Below are 18718 nucleotides of genomic sequence, written 5' to 3' on the forward strand. Positions count from 1 at the left end.
GGTCACTCCGCCTGCCGGGCCGCCGGCTGGAGGGCGGGCGCCACGTTGCCGCCGGAGATGATCGCCACCACCAGGCCGTCGGGCAGAAGCGCCTGGTGGGCCAGGTAGGCGGCGGTGGTCACGGCCCCGCTGGGCTCGGCGCGCTCGCCGAGCCGCTGCCACAGCAGCTCGGCGGCGGCGTCGATGTCGTCCTCGCGAACGGTCAGCATGTCGTCGACGTGCCGCCGGATGTGTTCCCAGGCCAGCTCGCCCAGGACGGGGCCGCGTAACCCGTCGGCCCGGGTGCGGTAGGTCAGCTCCACCGGCCAGGCCGTACGGCTGCCGCTGCGGAAGCTGGCCGCGCCGTCGGCGGCGAGCTCGGGCTCGACGCCGATCACGGTGATCGCGGGGTCGGCGGCCTTGGCCGCCACCGCGACGCCGGCCAGCAGACCGCCGTTGCAGACGGGCACCAGGATCGTGCCCGCCTCCGGAAGGTCGAGGGCGATCTCCGCCCCGGCGCTGCCGTGCCCGGCGATCACGTCGAAGTCGTCGGACCGCACGACGGTCGCCCCGAGATGGTCGGCCAGCGCCAGGCAGGTGACCTCGCGCAGGGCCGGCGGCACGATGACCACCTCGGCGCCGAGCCCGCGAGCGGCCTCCACCTTCAGCTCCGGCGCGGTGTCGGGCAGGACGACGGTGGCCCGCAGGCCGTGCCGGGCGGCGGCGTAGGCGATGGCCTGGGCGTGGTTGCCCGAGGACTGGGCCACGAGGTGCGTGATGCCCCGCCCGGCCAGCCGGGCCACCGCGTTGGCGGCGCCGCGCACCTTGAACGAGGCGGTGGGCTGCCGGTTCTCGGGCTTGAGCCACAGGCGCTCGCCGGGCAGCCGCAGCAGCGGCGTGCGCCGGACGAACGGGGCGATGCGCGCCGCGGCGGCCCGCACGTCGGAGGCGGATACCAAGGTCATCCGTTCAGCACCTTCTCCTGGATCGCGTTCAGGTCGGCGGCGGCCTCCGAGGGCGGCGCCGCGTCGGGGATGAGGTCCTCGATATGGTGCAGCGGCCGGTGACGCAGCCCGAGCAGGCCCCAGACCACCAGCAGGACGCCGCTGGCCAGCAGCACCGACGCGGCGCCGCCGCCCGGCCGGGAGGACAGCGGCTCCGCCCATTCGGCCAGCGGCCCGGCCGACAGGAAGCCCAGCGGCTGCATGGCCGTGGCCAGCATGACGTTCACCGCCAGCACCCGGCCCTGCAGGTCCGGCCCCACCTTGGTCTGGATGACGGACAACCAGTGCGCGTTGCCGATGCTCATGCAGGCCAGCCGGACGAACAGGCCGCCCGCGACCAGCCCCACGACGGGCCACGCGCCCATCAGGACGACACCGACCCCGGAGCCGATCACGAAGGCGATCATGCCGGTCGCCCGGCGGCGGCTGCCGCCCCACACCAGGATCACGCCCGTGCCCACCGCCACGCCGAGACCTCCGGCGGCCGTCACCACGCCCAGGTCGGCCGAGCTGCCGATGGACAACACGATCGGGGTGATGAGCACCCACATCAGCGCGGTGCAGAAGTTGACCACCGCGAAGAAGACCGCCATCACCAGCAGCGGCCGCCGCCGGCGGATGAAGCGCCACCCGCCGCTCAGCGCCGCCCGGAAGCTCTCCTCCCGCCGGTGGAACAGCCGGTTCGGAAACCTGACCGCGAGCAGCGTCCCCACGCCGATCGCGAAGGTGGCCACGTCGACGGAGATCACCGCCGACAGCCCGAACAGGCCGATCAGCGCCCCGCCCGCGAGCGGGGCCACCACGTTGCCCGCGCCGAACCCCAGGTTGGCCATGGCGTTGGCCTGCGGCAGGTACGGCTTGGGCACCAGCTGCGCGATCGCGGCCAGGTAGGCGGGCTGGTGGAACGCCGTGACCATCGAGGTGACGGCGACGACGAGACAGACGTTCCACAACTCCAGCCGGTCGGTCGCCATCAGCAGCACCAGCGCCCCCATCGCCAGCCCGGACAGGGCGTCGCAGGCGAGCATGATGCGCCGCCGGTCCACCCGGTCGGCCAGCGCGCCGCCCAGCGGGGTGAGCAGCACGGCCGGGATCTGCGCCAGCATCGTGACCAGCGCGAGGTCCAGGATCTCGCCGCTGCGCTGGTAGGCCCAGATGCCCAGCGCGAAGGCGCTGAGCGCGTTGCCCACCGCCGACGCGAACTGTCCGCCGGCGACGGTGTAGAAGGAGCGCAGGCCGGTCCGGTCAGGGGCGCGCACCGGATCCGGCAGCTCACCGTCCGACCAGCGCCGGAGCTGGTCGAACAGCAGGGCGGCGAGCGGCTCGGCCTGATGGCGCAGGAAGTAGTGCCCGGCCCTGGGCAGCACGGCGTGCGCCACCCTCGACGCGAAGGCCCCCCATTCGGCGTAGCGCTCCTCGTGCAGCTGGGTGGCCCGGTCCCGCTCGCCCACCAGGCACAGGATCGGCGCGCCCAGCCGCGGGCCGTCGGCGGCCAGCTCCCGGGTGAACCACTCCTGCGCCTGCGTGGAGTCGTGGCGCATGGCGCGCACCGCGGTCTCCTTGGCGGCCTCGTCCATGTCGTCGAGCAGGCCGCCCGACGCCCGCAGCGCGTCGCGGAACAGCCGGTCGGAGACCAGGCGGTCGCCGCGGAACAGCTTCCTGGCCAGGCCGGGCAGCCGGGCGGACGGGAAACTGCCCGCCGCGATCACGCCCAGCACCGGCACGCCGTCGGCCTCCAGCCTGCGGGCCAGCGCCACGGCCGGCGCGGAGCCGACGCAGTGGCCGTACACGGCCACCGGACGGCTGATCGAGGACTTCGCCACCTCGGCGGACAACGCCTCGACGAGGTCCTCCAGAGGCAGCGGCAGCTCCTCGGGCCGGGCGGGGTCGTGGCCGGGCAGCTCGACCGACAACACCTCCACCCGGTCTCCGAGTGCGGCCGCCAGCGGCTGGTACACCGCCGCGGAACCGCCGCCGTACGGCACGCAGAGCAGGGTGAACTCGCTGGCCGGGCCCCCGCCCAGCCGGTGCAGCAGCCCCGCGCCGCCCTCCTGGCCGAGGAAGGCGGCCAGCTGGGCGACGGTCGGCCGGGTGAACAGGTCGATCACACGCAGGCCGCGGCCGATCTCCTTGACCGCGCGGACGGCGGCGAAGGAGTCACCGCCCAGCGCGAAGAAGTCGTCGTGGGCGCCGATCTCGGCCACGTCGAGCACCTTCGCCCACGCCTCGGCCACCAGTCGCTCGGCCGCAGTGCCGGGCGGCACGAAGGCGGTGGCCTCGGGCTTGGGCTCGGGGAGGGCGGCGCGGTCGATCTTGCCGTTGGGGTTGAGGGGCAGGTGGTCGAGGGTGACGATGTGGGTGGGGACCATGTAGTCGGGCAGTCGTTCGCGCAGCGCCGAGCGGACCGCCGGCACGTTCGCCGTGGCGGGGGTGACCCAGGCGGCCAGTTGTCTGGCCTTGCCTTCGCCGATGGGGAGGACGACGGCTTCGGTGATCTGGGGGAGGGCGCGCAGGGCGGTGACGACTTCGCCGAGTTCGACGCGGTAGCCGCGGACCTTGACCTGGTCGTCGACTCGGCCGCGGAATTCGATGTGTCCGTCGGTGGTGAGGCGGAGCAGGTCGCCGCTGCGGTAGCAGCGGTCGTGGCCGGTGAGCGGGTCGGGGACGAACCGTTCGGCGGTCAGTTCGGGCAGCCCGATGTAGCCGCGCGTGATGCCGGGACTCCCGACGACCAGCTCACCTGGCACGCCGGGCGGGACCGGCCGGAGCTGGGCGTCGACCAGGTGCCCGTAGACCCCGGGGAGCGGCGTGCCCAGGGGGACGATCCCCTTTCGCTGCCCGGCCGGCACCTGGTCGGTTTCGCAGACGAGGCAGATCATGGTGGATTCGGTGTGGCCGTAGTGGCTCTGGATGCGCAGGCCGGGTTTGGCGTTCTGGGCTCGTTCGACGAGGTCCCAGGGGCAGGCTTCGCCGGCGAGGATCAGGAGTTTGTCTGGGAGGACGGCGGTCAGGTCGCCGCCGGAGGCCAGGAGTTCGAGGTGGCTGGGGACGCATTTGACGACGTCGACGTGGTGGTGGGTCAGGTAGTCGGCGAAGGCGGTGGGGTCCATCGCGATCTCGCGTGGCAGCAGGTGGACGGTTCCGCCGGTGGTGAGCGCGCCGAAGACGCAGGTGAGGCCGAAGTCGGCCGCCGGGGTGGACACCACGGCGAACGAGCCGCCGGGGACGTCGATCCGGGGCAGCATCCCGGTGAGGTAGCTCAGCACGTTGCGGTGCTCGGCCGCGACCGCCTTGGGGGTGCCGGTGGAGCCGGAGGTGAAGATGACGTGGTGCAGGTGCTCGGGCCGGACCTCCACACAGGGCCGATCGGCGCCCAGGTCAGGCAGTCGGTCCAGTTCCAGCACCCGCACGTCCGGGCCGAGGCGGTCGGTGAACTCCGACACCGTGACCACGGCCCGGACTCCGGCGGCGCCGAGCATGGTCGCGATCCGTGCCGCCGGGTAGGTGGGATCCATCGGCAGATATCCGCCGCCCGATTTCTGGATGCCGAACAGCGTGCTCGCCAAGGAGGCGCCGGGCTCCAGGAGCACGCCGACCGGTTCGTCCGCGTGCACCCCGGCCTCGATCAGCCAGTGCGCGATGCGGTTGGCGGAGGACTCCAGCTCGGCATAGGACAGGCTGAGATCCGCGCCGACCACGGCGGGGGCGTCCGGGGTGGTGTCCACCCACCGTTCGATCAGGTGGTGCACGGCCTCGCCGGGCGTGTCCATGGGCGCGGGACCGGCGAGGGCGGGCCCGGTCACGGGCTCCAGCGGCACCGCCCCGACCGGCGCGTCCAGATCGGACAACATCCCGTCCAGCAGGGCGAGGTACCAGTCCACCAGCCTGCGGACGGTCGCCTCGTCGAACAGGTCCGTGCGGTAGCCGAAGCCGCCGCGCAGCGGCGATCCGGGACCGCTGTCGAGCACGTACAGGTCCAGGTCGAACTTCGCCGTCCGCTCGGGAAGCTCGATGGAGGTCGCCTCCAGGCCGGGCAGCTCGGGACGTCCCTGGTCGGGGATGTAGTTGAGCATCACCTGGAACAGCGGGGTGGCGGCCAGGTTGCGTTCGGGCCGCAGCCGGTCCACCACCCGGTCGAACGGCGCTCCGGCGTGGGCGAGCGCCCCCAGTGCGGCCTCCTTGACCCGGTCCAGCAGCTCCCGGCCGGTCGGGTCGCCGCCCAGGTCTGAGCGGACCACGACGGTGTTGATGAAGCAGCCCACCACGCCCTCGGTGTCGGGATGGTCCCGTCCGCTGACCGGCACGCCGACCGCGATGTCGTGGACGGCCGACAGCCGCGCGAGCAGCGCCTGCAACCCGGCCAGCAGCACCATGAACGGCGTCACGCCCGGCGCCGACCGCACCTTGGCCGCCAGCTCCGCCGGCAGCTCGACCTCCAGCGAGGCCCCCGCCGGGTCGGCCACCGCGGGCCGGGGACGATCGGTCGGCAGGTCGAGCACGGGCGGCAGCCCCTGCAGCCGTTCCGCCCACCAGTCCAGGTCGGCCAGGGCCGGGATGGGCGCCACCTCCGCGTACTGGGCGGGCGGCGGGCCCGGCGGCGGGCGCAGACCCAGCCGGGCGGCGTACAGCGCCGACAGCTCCGACTGCAGGAGGCCGCGCGTCCAGGCGTCCGTGGCGATGTGGTGGAAGGTGAGGGAGAGCACGTGCTCCGCGTCGTCGACCGCGAACAGGACCGCCCGCATCGGCGGCTCCCGGTCCAGCGCGAACGGCGTGGCCAGCTGCTCGGCCACCGCCCGGTCGACCTGGGAACGGTCGATGGTCACGGTGGTCACCGGCACCTCCGCGGCCGGCCGTACCTCCAGGACCGGTTCGGCGCCGGTGGCGACGATCACGCTGCGCAGCACCTCGTGCCGCTCGGCCAGGTCCCTGACCGCGCCCAGCAGCGCGTCGGCCTGAAGCGGCCCGCGCAGCCGCAGGGTCATCGGGACGTTGTAGGCCGTGCCGTCCGGCTCCAGCTGGGCCAGGAACCAGAGCCTGGCCTGGGCGCCGGACAGCGGCGCCGGGCCCTCCACGCGCTCTCGGCGCGCCACCGCCGCCGAGGCCGGGCGTGGGAGCGCGGCGGCCAGGTCGGCGAGCACGGAGTGCTCGAAGAGCAGCCGCACCGGTACGGCGACGCCGAGCTGTTCGCGCAGGCGGCCCGCCACCCGGGTGGCGGCGAAGGAGTGCCCGCCCAGGGCGAAGAAGTCGTCGTTCGCCCCCACCTGGTCCACGTCGAGCACTTCGGCCCACGCCTGGGCCACCAGCTTCTCGCCGGCCGTGCTCGGCGGCACGAAGGCCACCGCCTCCTGATGCGGTTCGGGGAGGGCGGCGCGGTCGATCTTGCCGTTGGGGTTGAGGGGCAGGTGGTCGAGGGTGACGATGTGGGTGGGGACCATGTAGTCGGGCAGGCGTTCGCGCAGCGCCGAGCGGACCGCCGGTATGTCCAGTGCTGCCGGGGTGACCCAGGCGGCGAGCTGTCTGGCCTTGCCTTCGCCGATGGGGAGGACGACGGCTTCGGTGATCTGGGGGAGGGCGCGCAGGGCGGTGACGACTTCGCCGAGTTCGACGCGGTAGCCGCGGACCTTGACCTGGTCGTCGACTCGGCCGCGGAATTCGATCTGTCCGTCGGTGGTGAGGCGGAGCAGGTCGCCGCTGCGGTAGCAGCGGTCGTGGCCGGTGAGCGGGTCGGGGACGAACCGTTCGGCGGTCAGTTCGGGCAGCCCGATGTAGCCGCGCGTGATGCCGGGGCCGCCGACGACCAGCTCGCCAGGTACTCCCGGCGGGACCGGGCGCAGCCGCGAGTCCACCAGATGGCCGTGGACGCCCGGCAGGGGACGGCCCAGCGGGACGATCCCGGTCCGGCGTTCCGCGGGGATCTGGTCGGTTTCGCAGACCAGGCAGATCATGGTGGATTCGGTGTGGCCGTAGTGGCTCTGGATGCGCAGGCCGGGTTTGGCGTTCTGGGCTCGTTCGACGAGGTCCCAGGGGCAGGCTTCGCCGGCGAGGATCAGGAGTTTGCCTGGGAGGACGGCGGTCAGGTCGCCGCCGGAGGCCAGGAGTTCGAGGTGGCTGGGGACGCATTTGACGACGTCGACGTGGTGGTGGGTCAGGTAGTCGGCGAAGGCGGTGGGGTCCATCGCGATCTCGCGTGGCAGCAGGTGGACGGTTCCGCCGGTGGTGAGCGCGCCGAAGACGCAGGTGAGGCCGAAGTCGGCCGCGGGGGTGGACACCACGGCGAACGAGCCGCCGGGGGCGTCGATGCGGGGGAGCATGCCGGTGAGGTAGTTCAGGACGTTGCGGTGCTCGGCGGCGACGGCCTTGGGGGTGCCGGTGGAGCCGGAGGTGAAGATGACGTGGTGCAGGTGCTCGGGCCGGACCGCGCTTTCCGGCCTGGTTTCCGGGAGGTCGGGCAGTCGGTCCAGTTCCAGGACCCGCACGTCCGGGCCGAGGCGGTCGGTGAACTCCGACACCGTGACCACGGCCCGGACTCCGGCGGCGTCGAGCATGGTCGCGATCCGTGCCGCCGGATAGGTCGGATCCATCGGCAGATATCCACCGCCGGACTTCTGGATGCCGAACAGCGCGCATGCCAGTGCGGCGCCGGACTCCAGCAGCACCCCGACCGGCTCGTCGGCGCGCACCCCGGCCTCGATCAGCCAGTGCGCGATGCGGTTGGCGGAGGACTCCAGCTCGGCATAGGACAGGCTGAGATCCGCGCCGACCACGGCGGGAGCGTCGGGGGTGGTGTCCACCCACCGTTCGATCAGGTGGTGCACGGCCTGGCCCGGCGCGTCCATGGGCGCGGGACCGGTCAGGGCGGGCCCGGTCACCGGCTCCAGCGGCACCGCCCCGACCGGCGCGTCCAGGTCGGACAACATCCCGCCGAGCAGGGCGAGGTACCAGTCCACCAGCCTGCGGACGGTCGCCTCGTCGAACAGGTCGGTGCGGAATTCGAGCACGCCGTCGAACCCGTCCCCGCGATCCTCCAGCGTCAGGTTGAGGTCGAACTTGGCCGTCGGCGACGTCAGCCGCTCGGCCACGACCTCGACCCCGGGCAGGCTCATCGGCGTGAGGCTGTCGTAGACGTTCAGCATCACCTGGAACAGCGGGGTGACCGACAGATTCCGCTCCGGCTGCAACCGCTCCACGATCCGCTCGAACGGCGTGCGGCTGTGGGCGAAGGCGTCCAGCGCGGTCGTGCGGGCCCGGGCCAGCAGCTCGCGTCCGGTGGGGTCGCCGCCGACGTCGGTACGCAGCACCAGGGTGTTGAGGAAGCAGCCCACCACGCCCTCGGTGTCGGGATGGTTACGCCCGGCGTGCGGGACGCCCACCGCGATGTCGTCGCTGCCGGCCAACCGGCCCAGCAGCGCCTGCCATCCGGCCAGGAAGACCATGAACGGCGTCGTCCCGGCGGTGGCCCGCACCCTGGCCGCCAGCTCCCCGTGCACCTCGAAGCCGACCGTGCGCCCACTCCAGGCCGGCACGGCGGGACGGGGCCGGTCGGTGGGCAGGTCGAGCACCGGGGGCAGCCCGGTCAGCTCCCGCGTCCACCAGTCCAGATCGGTCTCGCCGGCCGTGTCGTGCGCGTTCTGGCCGGTCTCCCAGGTGGCGACGTCGGCGTACTGCAGGGCCGGGGGCTCCGGCCGGGGGCCGGCGCCGAGCCGGGCCGCGTACAGTGCCGACAGGTCGCGCAGCAGCACCTGCTCCGACCAGGCGTCGGTCACGATGTGGTGCAGGACCAGCACGAGCACGTGGTCGTCGGCGCCGAGCCGGAACACCGTGGCCCGCATGGGCGGCTCGGCGTCCAGCCGGAAGGGCCGCCAGGCCTCGGCCCGCAGCTCCCGCTCCAGCGACTCGGGGGTCACCTCCACCACGCTGACGGGCACGCCGGCGGCCGGCCGTACCCGCCGGCCCTCGATGACGCCGCGCAGCACCCAGTGCCGCTCGCCCACGTCGGACAGCGCGCCGGTGAGGGCGTCGAGGTCCACCGGCCCGCGCAGCCGCAGCGCCTGCGGCACGTTGTAGGCGGGGGAGTCCGGCTCCAGCTGGGCCAGGAACCACAGCCGCTCCTGGAGCGGCGACAGCGGCATGTCCGCGGCCGACAGAGCCGGAATGCCCGCCGGAGCGGCTTCCGCAAGGGTCTCGGCCGCGGCCCGCGCCGCCGCGAGCCGGGAACGGAGCAGGTCGGCGACCCGGTCCCGCTGCACCTCGGTCATGCCTCCACCCCGTCCGTCAGGTCGGCGAGCAGCAGCTCTTCCAGGCCGGCGGCGAAGTCGCCGAGCACCGGACGGTCGAAGAGCAGCCGCACCGGCACGGCGAGCTGCAGGACCTCGCGGAGCCGTCCGGCCACGCGGGCGGCGGCGAAGGAGCTGCCGCCCAGGGCGAAGAAGTCGTCGTCGGCCCAGACGGCCGGACGGCCGAGCACCGCCGACCAGATCGAGGCGACCATGATCTCGGCGTCGGTGCCGGGCGCGACCCGTTCGGCCCGCGGGCCGTCGCCAGGCTCGGGCAGGGCGTCCCGGTCCACCTTGCCGCTGGTCAGGACGGGCAGGGCGGCCAGCGCCACCCACCGCCGCGGCACCATGTGGTCGGGCAGCCGTGAGCGCAGATGTCGCTCCACCGCCGCCGGATCGGCCGTCTCGGGCGTGACGTAGCCGACCAGGTGGGCCTGGGCGCCGGTGCCGGACACGGTCACCGCGCCCTGGGCCACCTCGTGCAGCACGGCCTCGACCTCGCCCAGCTCGATGCGGTAGCCGCGGACCTTCACCTGGTGGTCGCGGCGGCCGTGGAACTCCAGCGTCCCGTCGGGCCGCCAGCGCGCGAGGTCCCCGGTCCGGTAACACCTGCCGCCGGGGACGAAAGGATCCTCCACGAATCCGGACAGGCCCGGACGGTTCCGGTATCCCCGGGCCACGCCCGCGCCGCCCAGCAGCAGCTCGCCCACCGCGCCCGGCGGCAGCAGCCGCAGCCGCGGGGCGACGACGTAGGCCCGCTCGCCGGGCATCGGCGAGCCGATCGGCACCGGGCCCGGCTCGGCGGCGGACACGCGGTGCATGGTCGAGGTGACGGTGGCCTCGGTGGGGCCGTAGGCGTTCCACAGCTCGCCGGCCCGCGCCAGGATCTCCGCGGCCAGGCCCGGGTCCAGCGCCTCGCCGCCGGTGACCGCGCGCAGCTCGGCGTCGCCGGTCCAGCCGGCCTCGATCAGCATCCGGTACGCCGTGGGCACCAGGTCGAGCACCGTGGCCTTGGCGGCCGCCTCGGCCAGCGCGTGACCGTCCCTGGCGGTGGCCCGGTCCACCACCACGCTGGTCCCGCCGCAGGTCAGGACCGTCCACAGCTCGGAGGCCGCGGCGTCGAACGTCAGCGGCGCCACGGCCGGCTGCACGTCGTCCGGGCCCAGGCGCAGTGCGGCCGTCGTGCCCGCCACCAGGGCGGCCAGGTTCGCGTGGGTGACCTCGACGCCCTTGGGCGTGCCGGTCGAGCCGGAGGTGTACATGACGTACGCCAGGTCGCCGGGCCGGACCTCGGGCAGCTCGGCGCGGCCGTCGAGCGCCAGCCGGTCGAGGTCCAGGACGGCGAGTCCCGGCAGGCCGCCCCTGGCCAGCACGACGCGGGCCCCGGCGTCCTCGGCCAGCAGCCGCAGCCGCTCGGCAGGGTGCTCGGGATCCATCGGCAGGTAGGCCGCGCCCGCCCGCCACACCGCCAGCAGGACGGCGGGCATCAGGTGGTCGCGCGGCAGGCAGACGCCGACGACGTCCCCGGGCGCCACGCCGTGCTCCAGCAGCGTCGCCGCCGCCCGGTCGGCCCAGTCGTTGAGGTCGGCGAAGCTCAGTGACGTGCCGTCGGGGCCGACCACGGCCGTTCCGGTGGTGTGGGCCGCGATCGACCGCGGCACGGTCGGCAGCGGTCGCGGCAGGTCCGGCCCGGCGGCCAGCGCCAGCAGCGCGGCCCGCTCGTCCGGGGTGACGAGCTCCAGTTCGCGGCCGGGGTCCGTCATGGCGTGCCGGAGCAGGGCGATCAGGCGGTCCACGTACGCCTCGGCGCGGTCCCGGCCGAGCAGGGCGGTGGCGTACTCCAGGTGCAGCTCGCCGCCGGACGCGGTGCGGTTGACCAGCACGCTGAGCTCGTGGCCGACGGCTCCCGAACCGAGTTCGGTGAGCAGTTCCAGACCTTCCACGCGTACGGGGACCTCGCTGTGCTGCATGGCCAGCAGCACAGCGGTGCGGGGCAGCTCGGCGGGCGGGATCTCCTGGTGGATCAGCGCCCGCGTGGTGGCGTCCGCGGCCTGGCGCACCAGGTCGCGGAAGGTCGAGACGTCGCTGGTCCGCAGCCGTACCGGCACAGTGTCGACCAGCGGGCCGACGACCCCGGCGAGCTCGGCGCCGGCGCGCCGCGCCGCGACCGCGCCGATCAGCGTGTCCGGTTCGGCGCCGGTCAGGGCGAGCCCGGCCAGGTAGACCGCGAACGGGGTGGCGCCGCACCGCCTGGCCAGGGCGGACACGCTGGCCATGAACTCCGCCGGCAGCGGCCTGGTCACCCGCGCCGCCGTCAGGTCGGCGGGCGCCGGAGGCGTCACCGGCGCGCCCGACAGCTCCCGCCGCCAGAACTCGCGCAGCCGCGGCAGCTCCGGATGCCCCTCCTGCTCGCGCACGGCCACGTCGCCGACCTGGACGGCGGGCCCGGTGACCGGGCGCCCGGCCAGCCCGGCGGCCAGCTCGTCCATCAGGATGCCGACCGAGCCGCCGTCGAAGGCGAGGTGATCGGTCACGACCACGAGCTCGGCCGCCGCCTCGCCGGTCCAGCACAGCTCGGCCCGGACCAGCGGCACCTCGTCCGCCACGTCGAACACGTACGCGCCCGCGCGCCTGGCCACCCGCTCCGGGTCTGCCCCGGGGCCGTGCTCGACGAGCGGCACCGGGACCGGCGGATGCGCCACGGCGTACGGCACGCCGTCCTCGCCCACGGCGACGGTGCTGCGCAGCACCTCGTGCCGGGCCACGACGGCGTCGAGCGCCGCCCGCAGCGCCGCCGCGTCCCGCAGGCCGCTCACCCGCAGCCGGACCGACACGGTGGTGACCGGCCGGCCCGGATGGAGCTGCCGCAGGGTCCAGAACTCGCGCTGCATGCCGGTCAGCGGGTACGTGCTCCGGCCGCCGTCCCGCCGCACCGGCTCCTGGACGGTCGCGCGCAGCCAGGACGCCAGCCCGGCCGCCGTGGGCTCGCTCAGGAACGCCGCCGGCGGCACGGTGTGCCCCAGCCGGCGCGACAGCTCGTTCACCACCTTGACCGCGGCCAGGGAGTGGCCGCCCAGGTCGGCGAAGCGGTCCAGCACGCCGACTTCGTCGAGGCCGAGCACGCCGGCGATGACGTCGGCCACCAGGCGCTCGTCGTCGGTCCTCGGCGCGACCGGCGGCGCGGCGACCAGCCGCGTGAAGCCGAGCATGGGCAGGGCCGCGCGGTCGACCTTGCCGGTGGGGGCCAGCGGCAGGCTCTCGCTGATCCCGATCCGGGCCGGGACCAGGTGGCCGGGCAGCCGGTCGCGCAGCCACTCGCGCAGCTCGGGCTCGCTCACCCCGGTCGCGGCGACGTGGCCGACCAGGTGGGCGGCCCCGTCGTCGCCGGTCTGCGCCAGCACCACGGCCCGCCGCACCGCGGGGTGGCCGCCCAGCACGGCCTCCACCTCGCCGAGCTCGACCCGGATGCCGCGGATCTTGACCTGGTCGTCGGCCCGGCCCGCGTAGCGCAGCTCGCCGTCCACCCGGCGGACCAGGTCGCCGCTGCGGTAGACGCGGCCGCCGTCCGGGCCGGAGCCGAACGCAGGGGAGTCCAGCCCCAGGTATCCGCGGGCCACCACGGGGCCGCCGATCCACAACTCGCCCAGCTCGCCGTCCTGGACGGGCAGGCCCTGCGCGTCGCGCACCGACAGCACGGCGCCGGCCAGCGGCTCGCCGAGGGGCGGCTCGCCGTCGAAGTCGCGTCCCGCCTCGAAGGAGGTGCAGGCGGTGCTGCACTCCGTCGGACCGTACATGTTGAGGACGCGCCGTACGTTCGGGTTGGCGTAGATCTGGCGGATCAGCGCGGCGGTCAGCGGCTCGCCGCCCGACACCACCGTCCGCACCCCGGCCGGCAGCGGGTCGCGCAGCAGCACCGACAGCGCGGAGGGGACGCCGAAGATCGTCGTCACCTCGTCGCGGGCGGGCAGGGACGGCAGCGCCAGCAGGTTCTCCGCCATGATGACCGTGCCGCCGGCGACGAGCGGGACGAACAGCAGCATGATCGAGGCGTCGAAGCAGATCGACGCGCTGGCCAGCATGCCGCCCAGCTCCTCGGCGGTGTACGCCGACGCGCCCCAGGCCAGGAAGTTCATGGTGTTGCGGTGCTCCACGACCACGCCCTTGGGGGTCCCGGTGGAGCCGGAGGTGTAGATCACGTACGCGGCGTCGGCGGCGTCTCCCGCGACGCCGGGCGCGTCCTCGCGCGGCGCGACCTCGTCGACGTGGACGACCTGCGCGCCGGTGAGGGTGGCCGTCGCGGCGAGTGCCGTCGTGGAGAGCACGGCGGCGACCTCGGCGTTCGCGGCCATGAACCGTAAGCGCTCCGCGGGGTAGGCGGGGTCGAGCGGGACGTAGGCCGCGCCCGCCTTCCACACGCCCAGCAGCGCCGGCAGCAGCCATTCGCCCTGTTCCAGGCAGACGCCGACGTGGTGGCCGCATCCGACGCCGCGGTTCAGCAGCGTGTGGGCGACGCCGTTGGCCCGGCGGTCCAGCTCGGCGTAGGTGAGGCGGGTGGTGCCGGCTATGACGGCGATGCTGTCAGGACTTTTCCTGGTCTGGATGGATATGGCCTCGTGAACGCGTGTGCCGGCCCCCGGGCCTTTCACGTCGTCGGTCATGGTGTCTCCCCGTAAAACCCACCGCGATTGGCGGCAAATATGTACAAATTGCGCGATGAAGCATAATCCGCATGATCGCTTTGTCGAGGGCTTTCTGGGGGCGGAGTTGGCCGTCAGCGTGAATGACGTCGCGTAAGGTTTTCCGGTCAAACTCCGAGGGTTTCTGTGACTGTCAGTAGTGGCTGATCTTCGGTGGGCGAATTCGTGATCCCGGCTGGCGGAAGAACCCCCGTTCCGTGGGCGTGGGGCTGCTCTCCGGGGCCGCCGACGGTCTTCGTCCTGCGTCGGTACGCGCGCGGGGGGTTTGTGGCGGGTGTGGCGTCGATGAGGGCATCGTGCGCCGACCCTCCTGAGGCAAGGTCATGAGGACGGCGGGCGTCCGAGGGGTCCATGGCAACTCGGACGCTACCGGCCCGATGGCCGGAGCGGACGAGGTCGGCCCTCTGGCGGATGACTCCTGCGGCCGAGCGGCGCGACCGGGCGGCGGCGTGTCGGTGGCACGGCAGGAAGGGGTGGCGTGGCCGGACGGCGCGGTCGGGTGGCGTGGCCGGGCGGCGTGGCCGGGCGGCGCGGTGCGGTGAGGCGGCCGGGCCCGCGGTTAGGTGGCAGGAAAGGACGGCGCGGCAGAGGGAGGCGGCGGGGCGTGCGGTTGGGCGGCGCGGCGGCGGTGCGGTCCGGTGGCGTGGTCCGCGGCGCGATTGGCCTCCGCGAGCCGGGCCTGCTGCTCCTGCTCTGGGTGGTCTGGCGGCAGTGTGGTCCGGCGGTACGGCGGGGTGGGGCGGCGCGATCGGGCGGCGCGCTGGGTGGGGTGGCGGGTGGGGTGACGAGGTGGCTCGGTCCGGCGACTCGGTCTGGCGGCGCGAACGTTGCGGTACGGCGCGGTCGGGTGGCGCGCTGGGTGAGGTGCGGTGAGGTGAGGTGACTGCCCAGGCCGCGCATACTCCGGCCCGCCCGGCGGTCTGGAGGCATGGAAGCCGGGCCCCGGACTCTCGGGCTCCGGACTCCCGGGTCGCGGACTCCCGGGTCGGGAGGCCTCAGATCCCCCTGCCCCCTCGGTCCCTGCCCCCTCGGACTCTCGGCCCTCGTGCCCCCCTCCCCTCCCGGGTCCCGTGGGCCCCTCGGCCCCCTTGTGCCCCCTGCGTCCGGGTCTCCTGCCCTCCGGATCCCTCGGCCCCCCGGACCCCGGGGCTGCTGGACGCTCAGGTGTGGCGTGGGCTCAAATAATTGGGGGGCGTTGTCGTTCGGAAGCAGAAATTGTTGAATTTGTGTTGTCGAGGGGGTGGTGAAGGGGGGCTGATATTCGTTGGGAATTGGTCGGGGGCGAAATGGCGGTGGGAAAACCGGTTCAGGGTTTCGTGGTCGGGGGGACAGGGGAATTGTTGGAATTCAGCAGGCCGGCCAGTCGGTCCAGGCCGCCCCTGACGAGTCGCCCGTACCCGTCGTCGCCCAAAGCGCCGATCCCGGCTCGGGCCTGGTCGAGGTGGTCACGGGCGCGGTCGAGATCGCCCAGCTTGCGGTAGCACTCGCCCAGGTTCAGGTGCAGCGACGGGTACAGGGCCACCACCGGGATCGCCACCCCGGCCTGTGCCACCTGTTCGTCGGTGACCCGGTCGGCGGCGGCGAGCGCGCGCAGGTCCCACATCAGCTCCTGGCGCACGTCGTCCTGCACGTCGGCCATCGAGTGGGCGAGAACGCAGACGTGCAGCGGTTCGCCCTGCTCGCCGCCGATGTCGTCCCAGATCTGCGCGAACAAATCGCGAGCGGCTTCGGGCCGGCCTTGGTGGTGATGTAAGTCCACCCCTTGGCCGATCCTGGCCATCGTCGGATCGGCGGTCATCGGCGCTCCTTCACTGTCGCGGGAAACAGCGGTCAGCGTACTTGTCCGGACCGATCCGGATGCCTGCCGAGCCGTGACCGCCGTAATTCGGCGGGCTTCATCCGTGCCGGAGACGTTCGAGGTGCGGCAGTTCCGCCGCGCGCGGGCGGCCGGGCCGGGTGTCCACGAGCCGCCATCGGGTGGTGATCCCGTCGGGGCCGTCGAGCGTGCCCCGCGCCAGCGCGGCGTCGATGCGGGCCCGTACGTCGGCCTCGGCCGCCGCCTCGGCCGCGAACAGGACCCGCACCCGGACGACGTCGCCCCGGCGGTCGGCGGCCGTGTGGTGCGCCGCGATCGGGCAGGGCGGCTCGTGCTCCCAGTGGCCGCACAGCGCCACGGTGATCGCCGCGCCGGGGGCGCGCACATCGCTGTCCGCGTCCATGACGATCGTCGCCTCATGGGCGAAACCCGTACGCACCCTTCCATGATTCACGTACGCGTACGACGGGTCCAACGCCGGTCTCACTCGGGCGCGTACTGGGACGCGTACTCCTGCGAGGGCGGGATCGGCGTGATCACGTCCACCAGGACGCCGTTGGGGTCGGCGACGATGAAGTGCCGCTGGCCGAAGTCCTCGTCGCGCAGCGCCAGCTCCGGGGTCAGCCCCTCGCGCCCCACCAGGCGCTCCCACTCGGCGTCTACGTCGGCGACCTCGAAGTTGATCAGCAGCCCCGCGACCGGCCGGCGGTAGGCGGCGGGCAGCGTCGGGTGGCGGTGGTCGAGCAGGGCCAGCTCGTACGGCCCGCGGCGCAGGCTCACGTACCAGTCGGCCTCGAAGGTCACCTCGTACCCGAACAGCCGGACGTAGAAGTCCTTCGACGCGTCGAGATCTGCCGTGCACACCACCGGATACACGCTGCTCAGCTCCATGCGCTCCTCCTCATCAGTTTCACGTACCAACGGTATGTGGGCGTACACTATTTGGGATACCGTCGGTATGTCAAAGGGGACGCAGTGACCAGGACGGAGCAGAAGGAGCGCACCCGCCGCACGTTGCTCGCCACGGCGAGGCGTCTGTTCGCGACCCGGGGCTATGCCGGGGTGGGGCTGGCGGAGATCGTCGGCGAGTCCGGCGTCACCAAAGGCGCCCTCTACCACCACTTCGACGGCAAGCCCGACCTCTTCCGGGCCGTGCTGGAACAGGTGCAGCGTGAGGTGGCCGACCGGGTGGCCGCGGCGGCCGACGCCGAGCACGACCCGTGGGCGCAGCTCAAGGCGGGCTGCGCGGCGTTCGTCGCGGCCGGCGCCGATCCCGACGTGCAGCGGATCATGCTGATCGACGGCCCCGCCGTGCTCGGCTGGAACGAGTGGCGGGCGATCGACGAGGCCACCAGCGTCCGGCACCTGACCGAGGCGCTGGCCGCGCTCGTCGCGGCCGGCGCCATCCCCGCCCAGCCGGTCGCGCCCCTGGCCCGCCTGCTGTCCGGGGCGATGAACGAGGCCGCGCTGTGGCTGGCGCAGTCCGCCCCGGACGAGCTGGCCGACACCCAGGCGGCGCTGTCCCGCCTCCTCGACGCCCTGCGCGCCTGAAGCGGCGGCCCCCGGCCACCGGCCACCGACAGCTCGCGCTCGCGACGGGCCGGCCGGCCGGGCCGGTCACGCTCGCCACGGCGGCCGGTCGGGCCGGTCGGGCTGGTCGGGCTCGGCGGGGCGGCCTGGCGACCGCCGTGGTCATCCCCGCCGAGCAGCTACGAGCCGGGGCGTCAGCCGGTGGCGCAGGTCTTCCCGTTGAGCGCGAAGCTCACCGGCGAGGGCGGCGCGCCGCCGCCGTACGTGGCGGTGAACCCGACCTGGGTCTGCGAGCCGACCCCGATGACCTTGTTCCACTGCTTGTTCACGCCGGCCACCCCCGCACCGGCCTGGGTCCAGTTCGCGGACCAGCCCGAGACGAGGCGCACGGCGGCCGCCGCCGGGTAGTCGACCGTCAGCGTCCACCCGTCGACCGGGGCCGTCCCGGTGTTGCGCACGACGAGCTCGGCGTCCAGCCGCGGCCCTCCCGTCGTGGCCCGGTACGTCACCGTGCACGGCGCGCCCGACGACGGGGTGGGCGACGGCAGCCCCTCCCTGGCCAGCGCGGACAACGGGTCCGACGGCACGCTGAGATTGCCGGCCGCGTCCTTGGCGACCACGACGTAGGTGTAGCGCTGCCCGACGACCAGGCCGGGTTCGGCGAAGTTCAGGCTCGGCGGCAGGACCGTGCCGACCCTGCGGTACGCCGTCGCCGTCTCCCGGTACACGTCGTACGCCGTCACCGCCACGTTGTCGCTCGACGGCTGCCAGCAGAACGTGACGCCCGGGTAGTCCTGCAGGCAGGCGTCGCGCAGCCCGGTGGGCTTGGACGGGGGCACGTGGTCGCCCGGCAGCGGGGTGGGCGAGCTGGTCGGGGTCATCCCGAGCGTCGCCGGCACCGTGATCAGGGCGGACGGCGGGCTGAGCTGCCCCGCCAGGTCCCTGGCCACGACGTACATCGTGTACAGGCGGTTCAGCTCGCCGGAGAAGCCGCCGACCGTGCCGGTCGTGCTACTGGCGAGGACGAAGCCGTCCGGGTCCAGGCGGTACAGGTCGTACCCGGCGACGCCCGTGTCGTCGGAGGAGGCTGACCAGCAGATGGACGCGTAGCCGGTCGGGTTGGCGGCGAACGGCACCGGGCACGGCCGCAGCCCGCCGGGTCGGGTCGGCGGCGCGTCGTCGGCCGCCGCGTCGGCCGCCATGTCGTCGGCCGCGTCGTAAGCCGCGGGGACGGCCGCGTCCGCCACGTCGTGCGCCGCCGGGACGGAGGCCAGAGCCGTCCTCCCGGTCGGGCCGATCGCCAGCGCGGCGAGGAACAACGCCAGTGTGAGGAATCCGAGGGTGAGGCCAACCGCTCCCAAGGATCGTCTGCCAGGCCGCATAGGGCCTCCTTCTGATCGAGCCTGCACCCCCTCGCAG

General features: G+C 73.9%; 8 protein-coding genes. 1 reads left to right on the plus strand and 7 read right to left on the minus strand.

Annotated elements, in window-relative coordinates:
- Window positions 1-2: 2 nt before the first annotated feature.
- The 6 genes from ACNF49_RS28515 to ACNF49_RS28540 form a co-directional block, all read right to left on the minus strand.
- On the minus strand, window positions 3-944 hold the full coding sequence (locus ACNF49_RS28515; RefSeq protein ID WP_482939363.1) for a threonine ammonia-lyase: 942 nt from the start codon (window positions 942-944) through the stop codon (window positions 3-5).
- Window positions 941-9238 carry a non-ribosomal peptide synthetase/MFS transporter gene (locus ACNF49_RS28520; protein ID WP_482939364.1) on the minus strand — a complete coding sequence of 2766 codons (8298 nt, stop codon included), beginning with the start codon at window positions 9236-9238 and terminating at the stop codon, window positions 941-943. The genes ACNF49_RS28515 and ACNF49_RS28520 overlap by 4 nt, the downstream gene beginning before the upstream one ends.
- Window positions 9235-13914 (minus strand): non-ribosomal peptide synthetase, encoded by a 4680-nt coding sequence (locus ACNF49_RS28525; protein ID WP_482939365.1) that lies wholly within the window; start codon window positions 13912-13914, stop codon window positions 9235-9237. Before ACNF49_RS28525 ends, ACNF49_RS28520 begins: the two co-directional genes overlap by 4 nt.
- A 1345-nt stretch (window positions 13915-15259) precedes the next feature.
- Window positions 15260-15751 (minus strand): tetratricopeptide repeat protein, encoded by a 492-nt coding sequence (locus tag ACNF49_RS28530; protein ID WP_357984603.1) that lies wholly within the window; start codon window positions 15749-15751, stop codon window positions 15260-15262.
- 97 nt (window positions 15752-15848) lie between these two features.
- On the minus strand, window positions 15849-16208 hold the full coding sequence (locus ACNF49_RS28535; RefSeq protein ID WP_482939366.1) for a hypothetical protein: 360 nt from the start codon (window positions 16206-16208) through the stop codon (window positions 15849-15851).
- A gap of 44 nt (window positions 16209-16252) precedes the next feature.
- Complete coding sequence (locus tag ACNF49_RS28540; RefSeq protein WP_357984597.1) at window positions 16253-16660, minus strand: VOC family protein; 408 nt, start codon at window positions 16658-16660, stop codon at window positions 16253-16255.
- A gap of 84 nt (window positions 16661-16744) precedes the next feature.
- On the opposite strand from ACNF49_RS28540, the gene ACNF49_RS28545 reads away from it, so the two are divergent.
- On the plus strand, window positions 16745-17320 hold the full coding sequence (locus tag ACNF49_RS28545) for a TetR/AcrR family transcriptional regulator (protein ID WP_357984594.1): 576 nt from the start codon (window positions 16745-16747) through the stop codon (window positions 17318-17320).
- A gap of 173 nt (window positions 17321-17493) precedes the next feature.
- Here ACNF49_RS28545 and ACNF49_RS28550 read toward each other — a convergent pair whose 3' ends face one another.
- A complete protein-coding gene (locus tag ACNF49_RS28550; protein WP_482939367.1) occupies window positions 17494-18660 on the minus strand; it encodes a cellulose binding domain-containing protein in 1167 nt (388 codons plus the stop codon).
- Window positions 18661-18718: the final 58 nt, after the last annotated feature.

The organism is Actinomadura sp. ATCC 39365 (assembly GCF_054392275.1).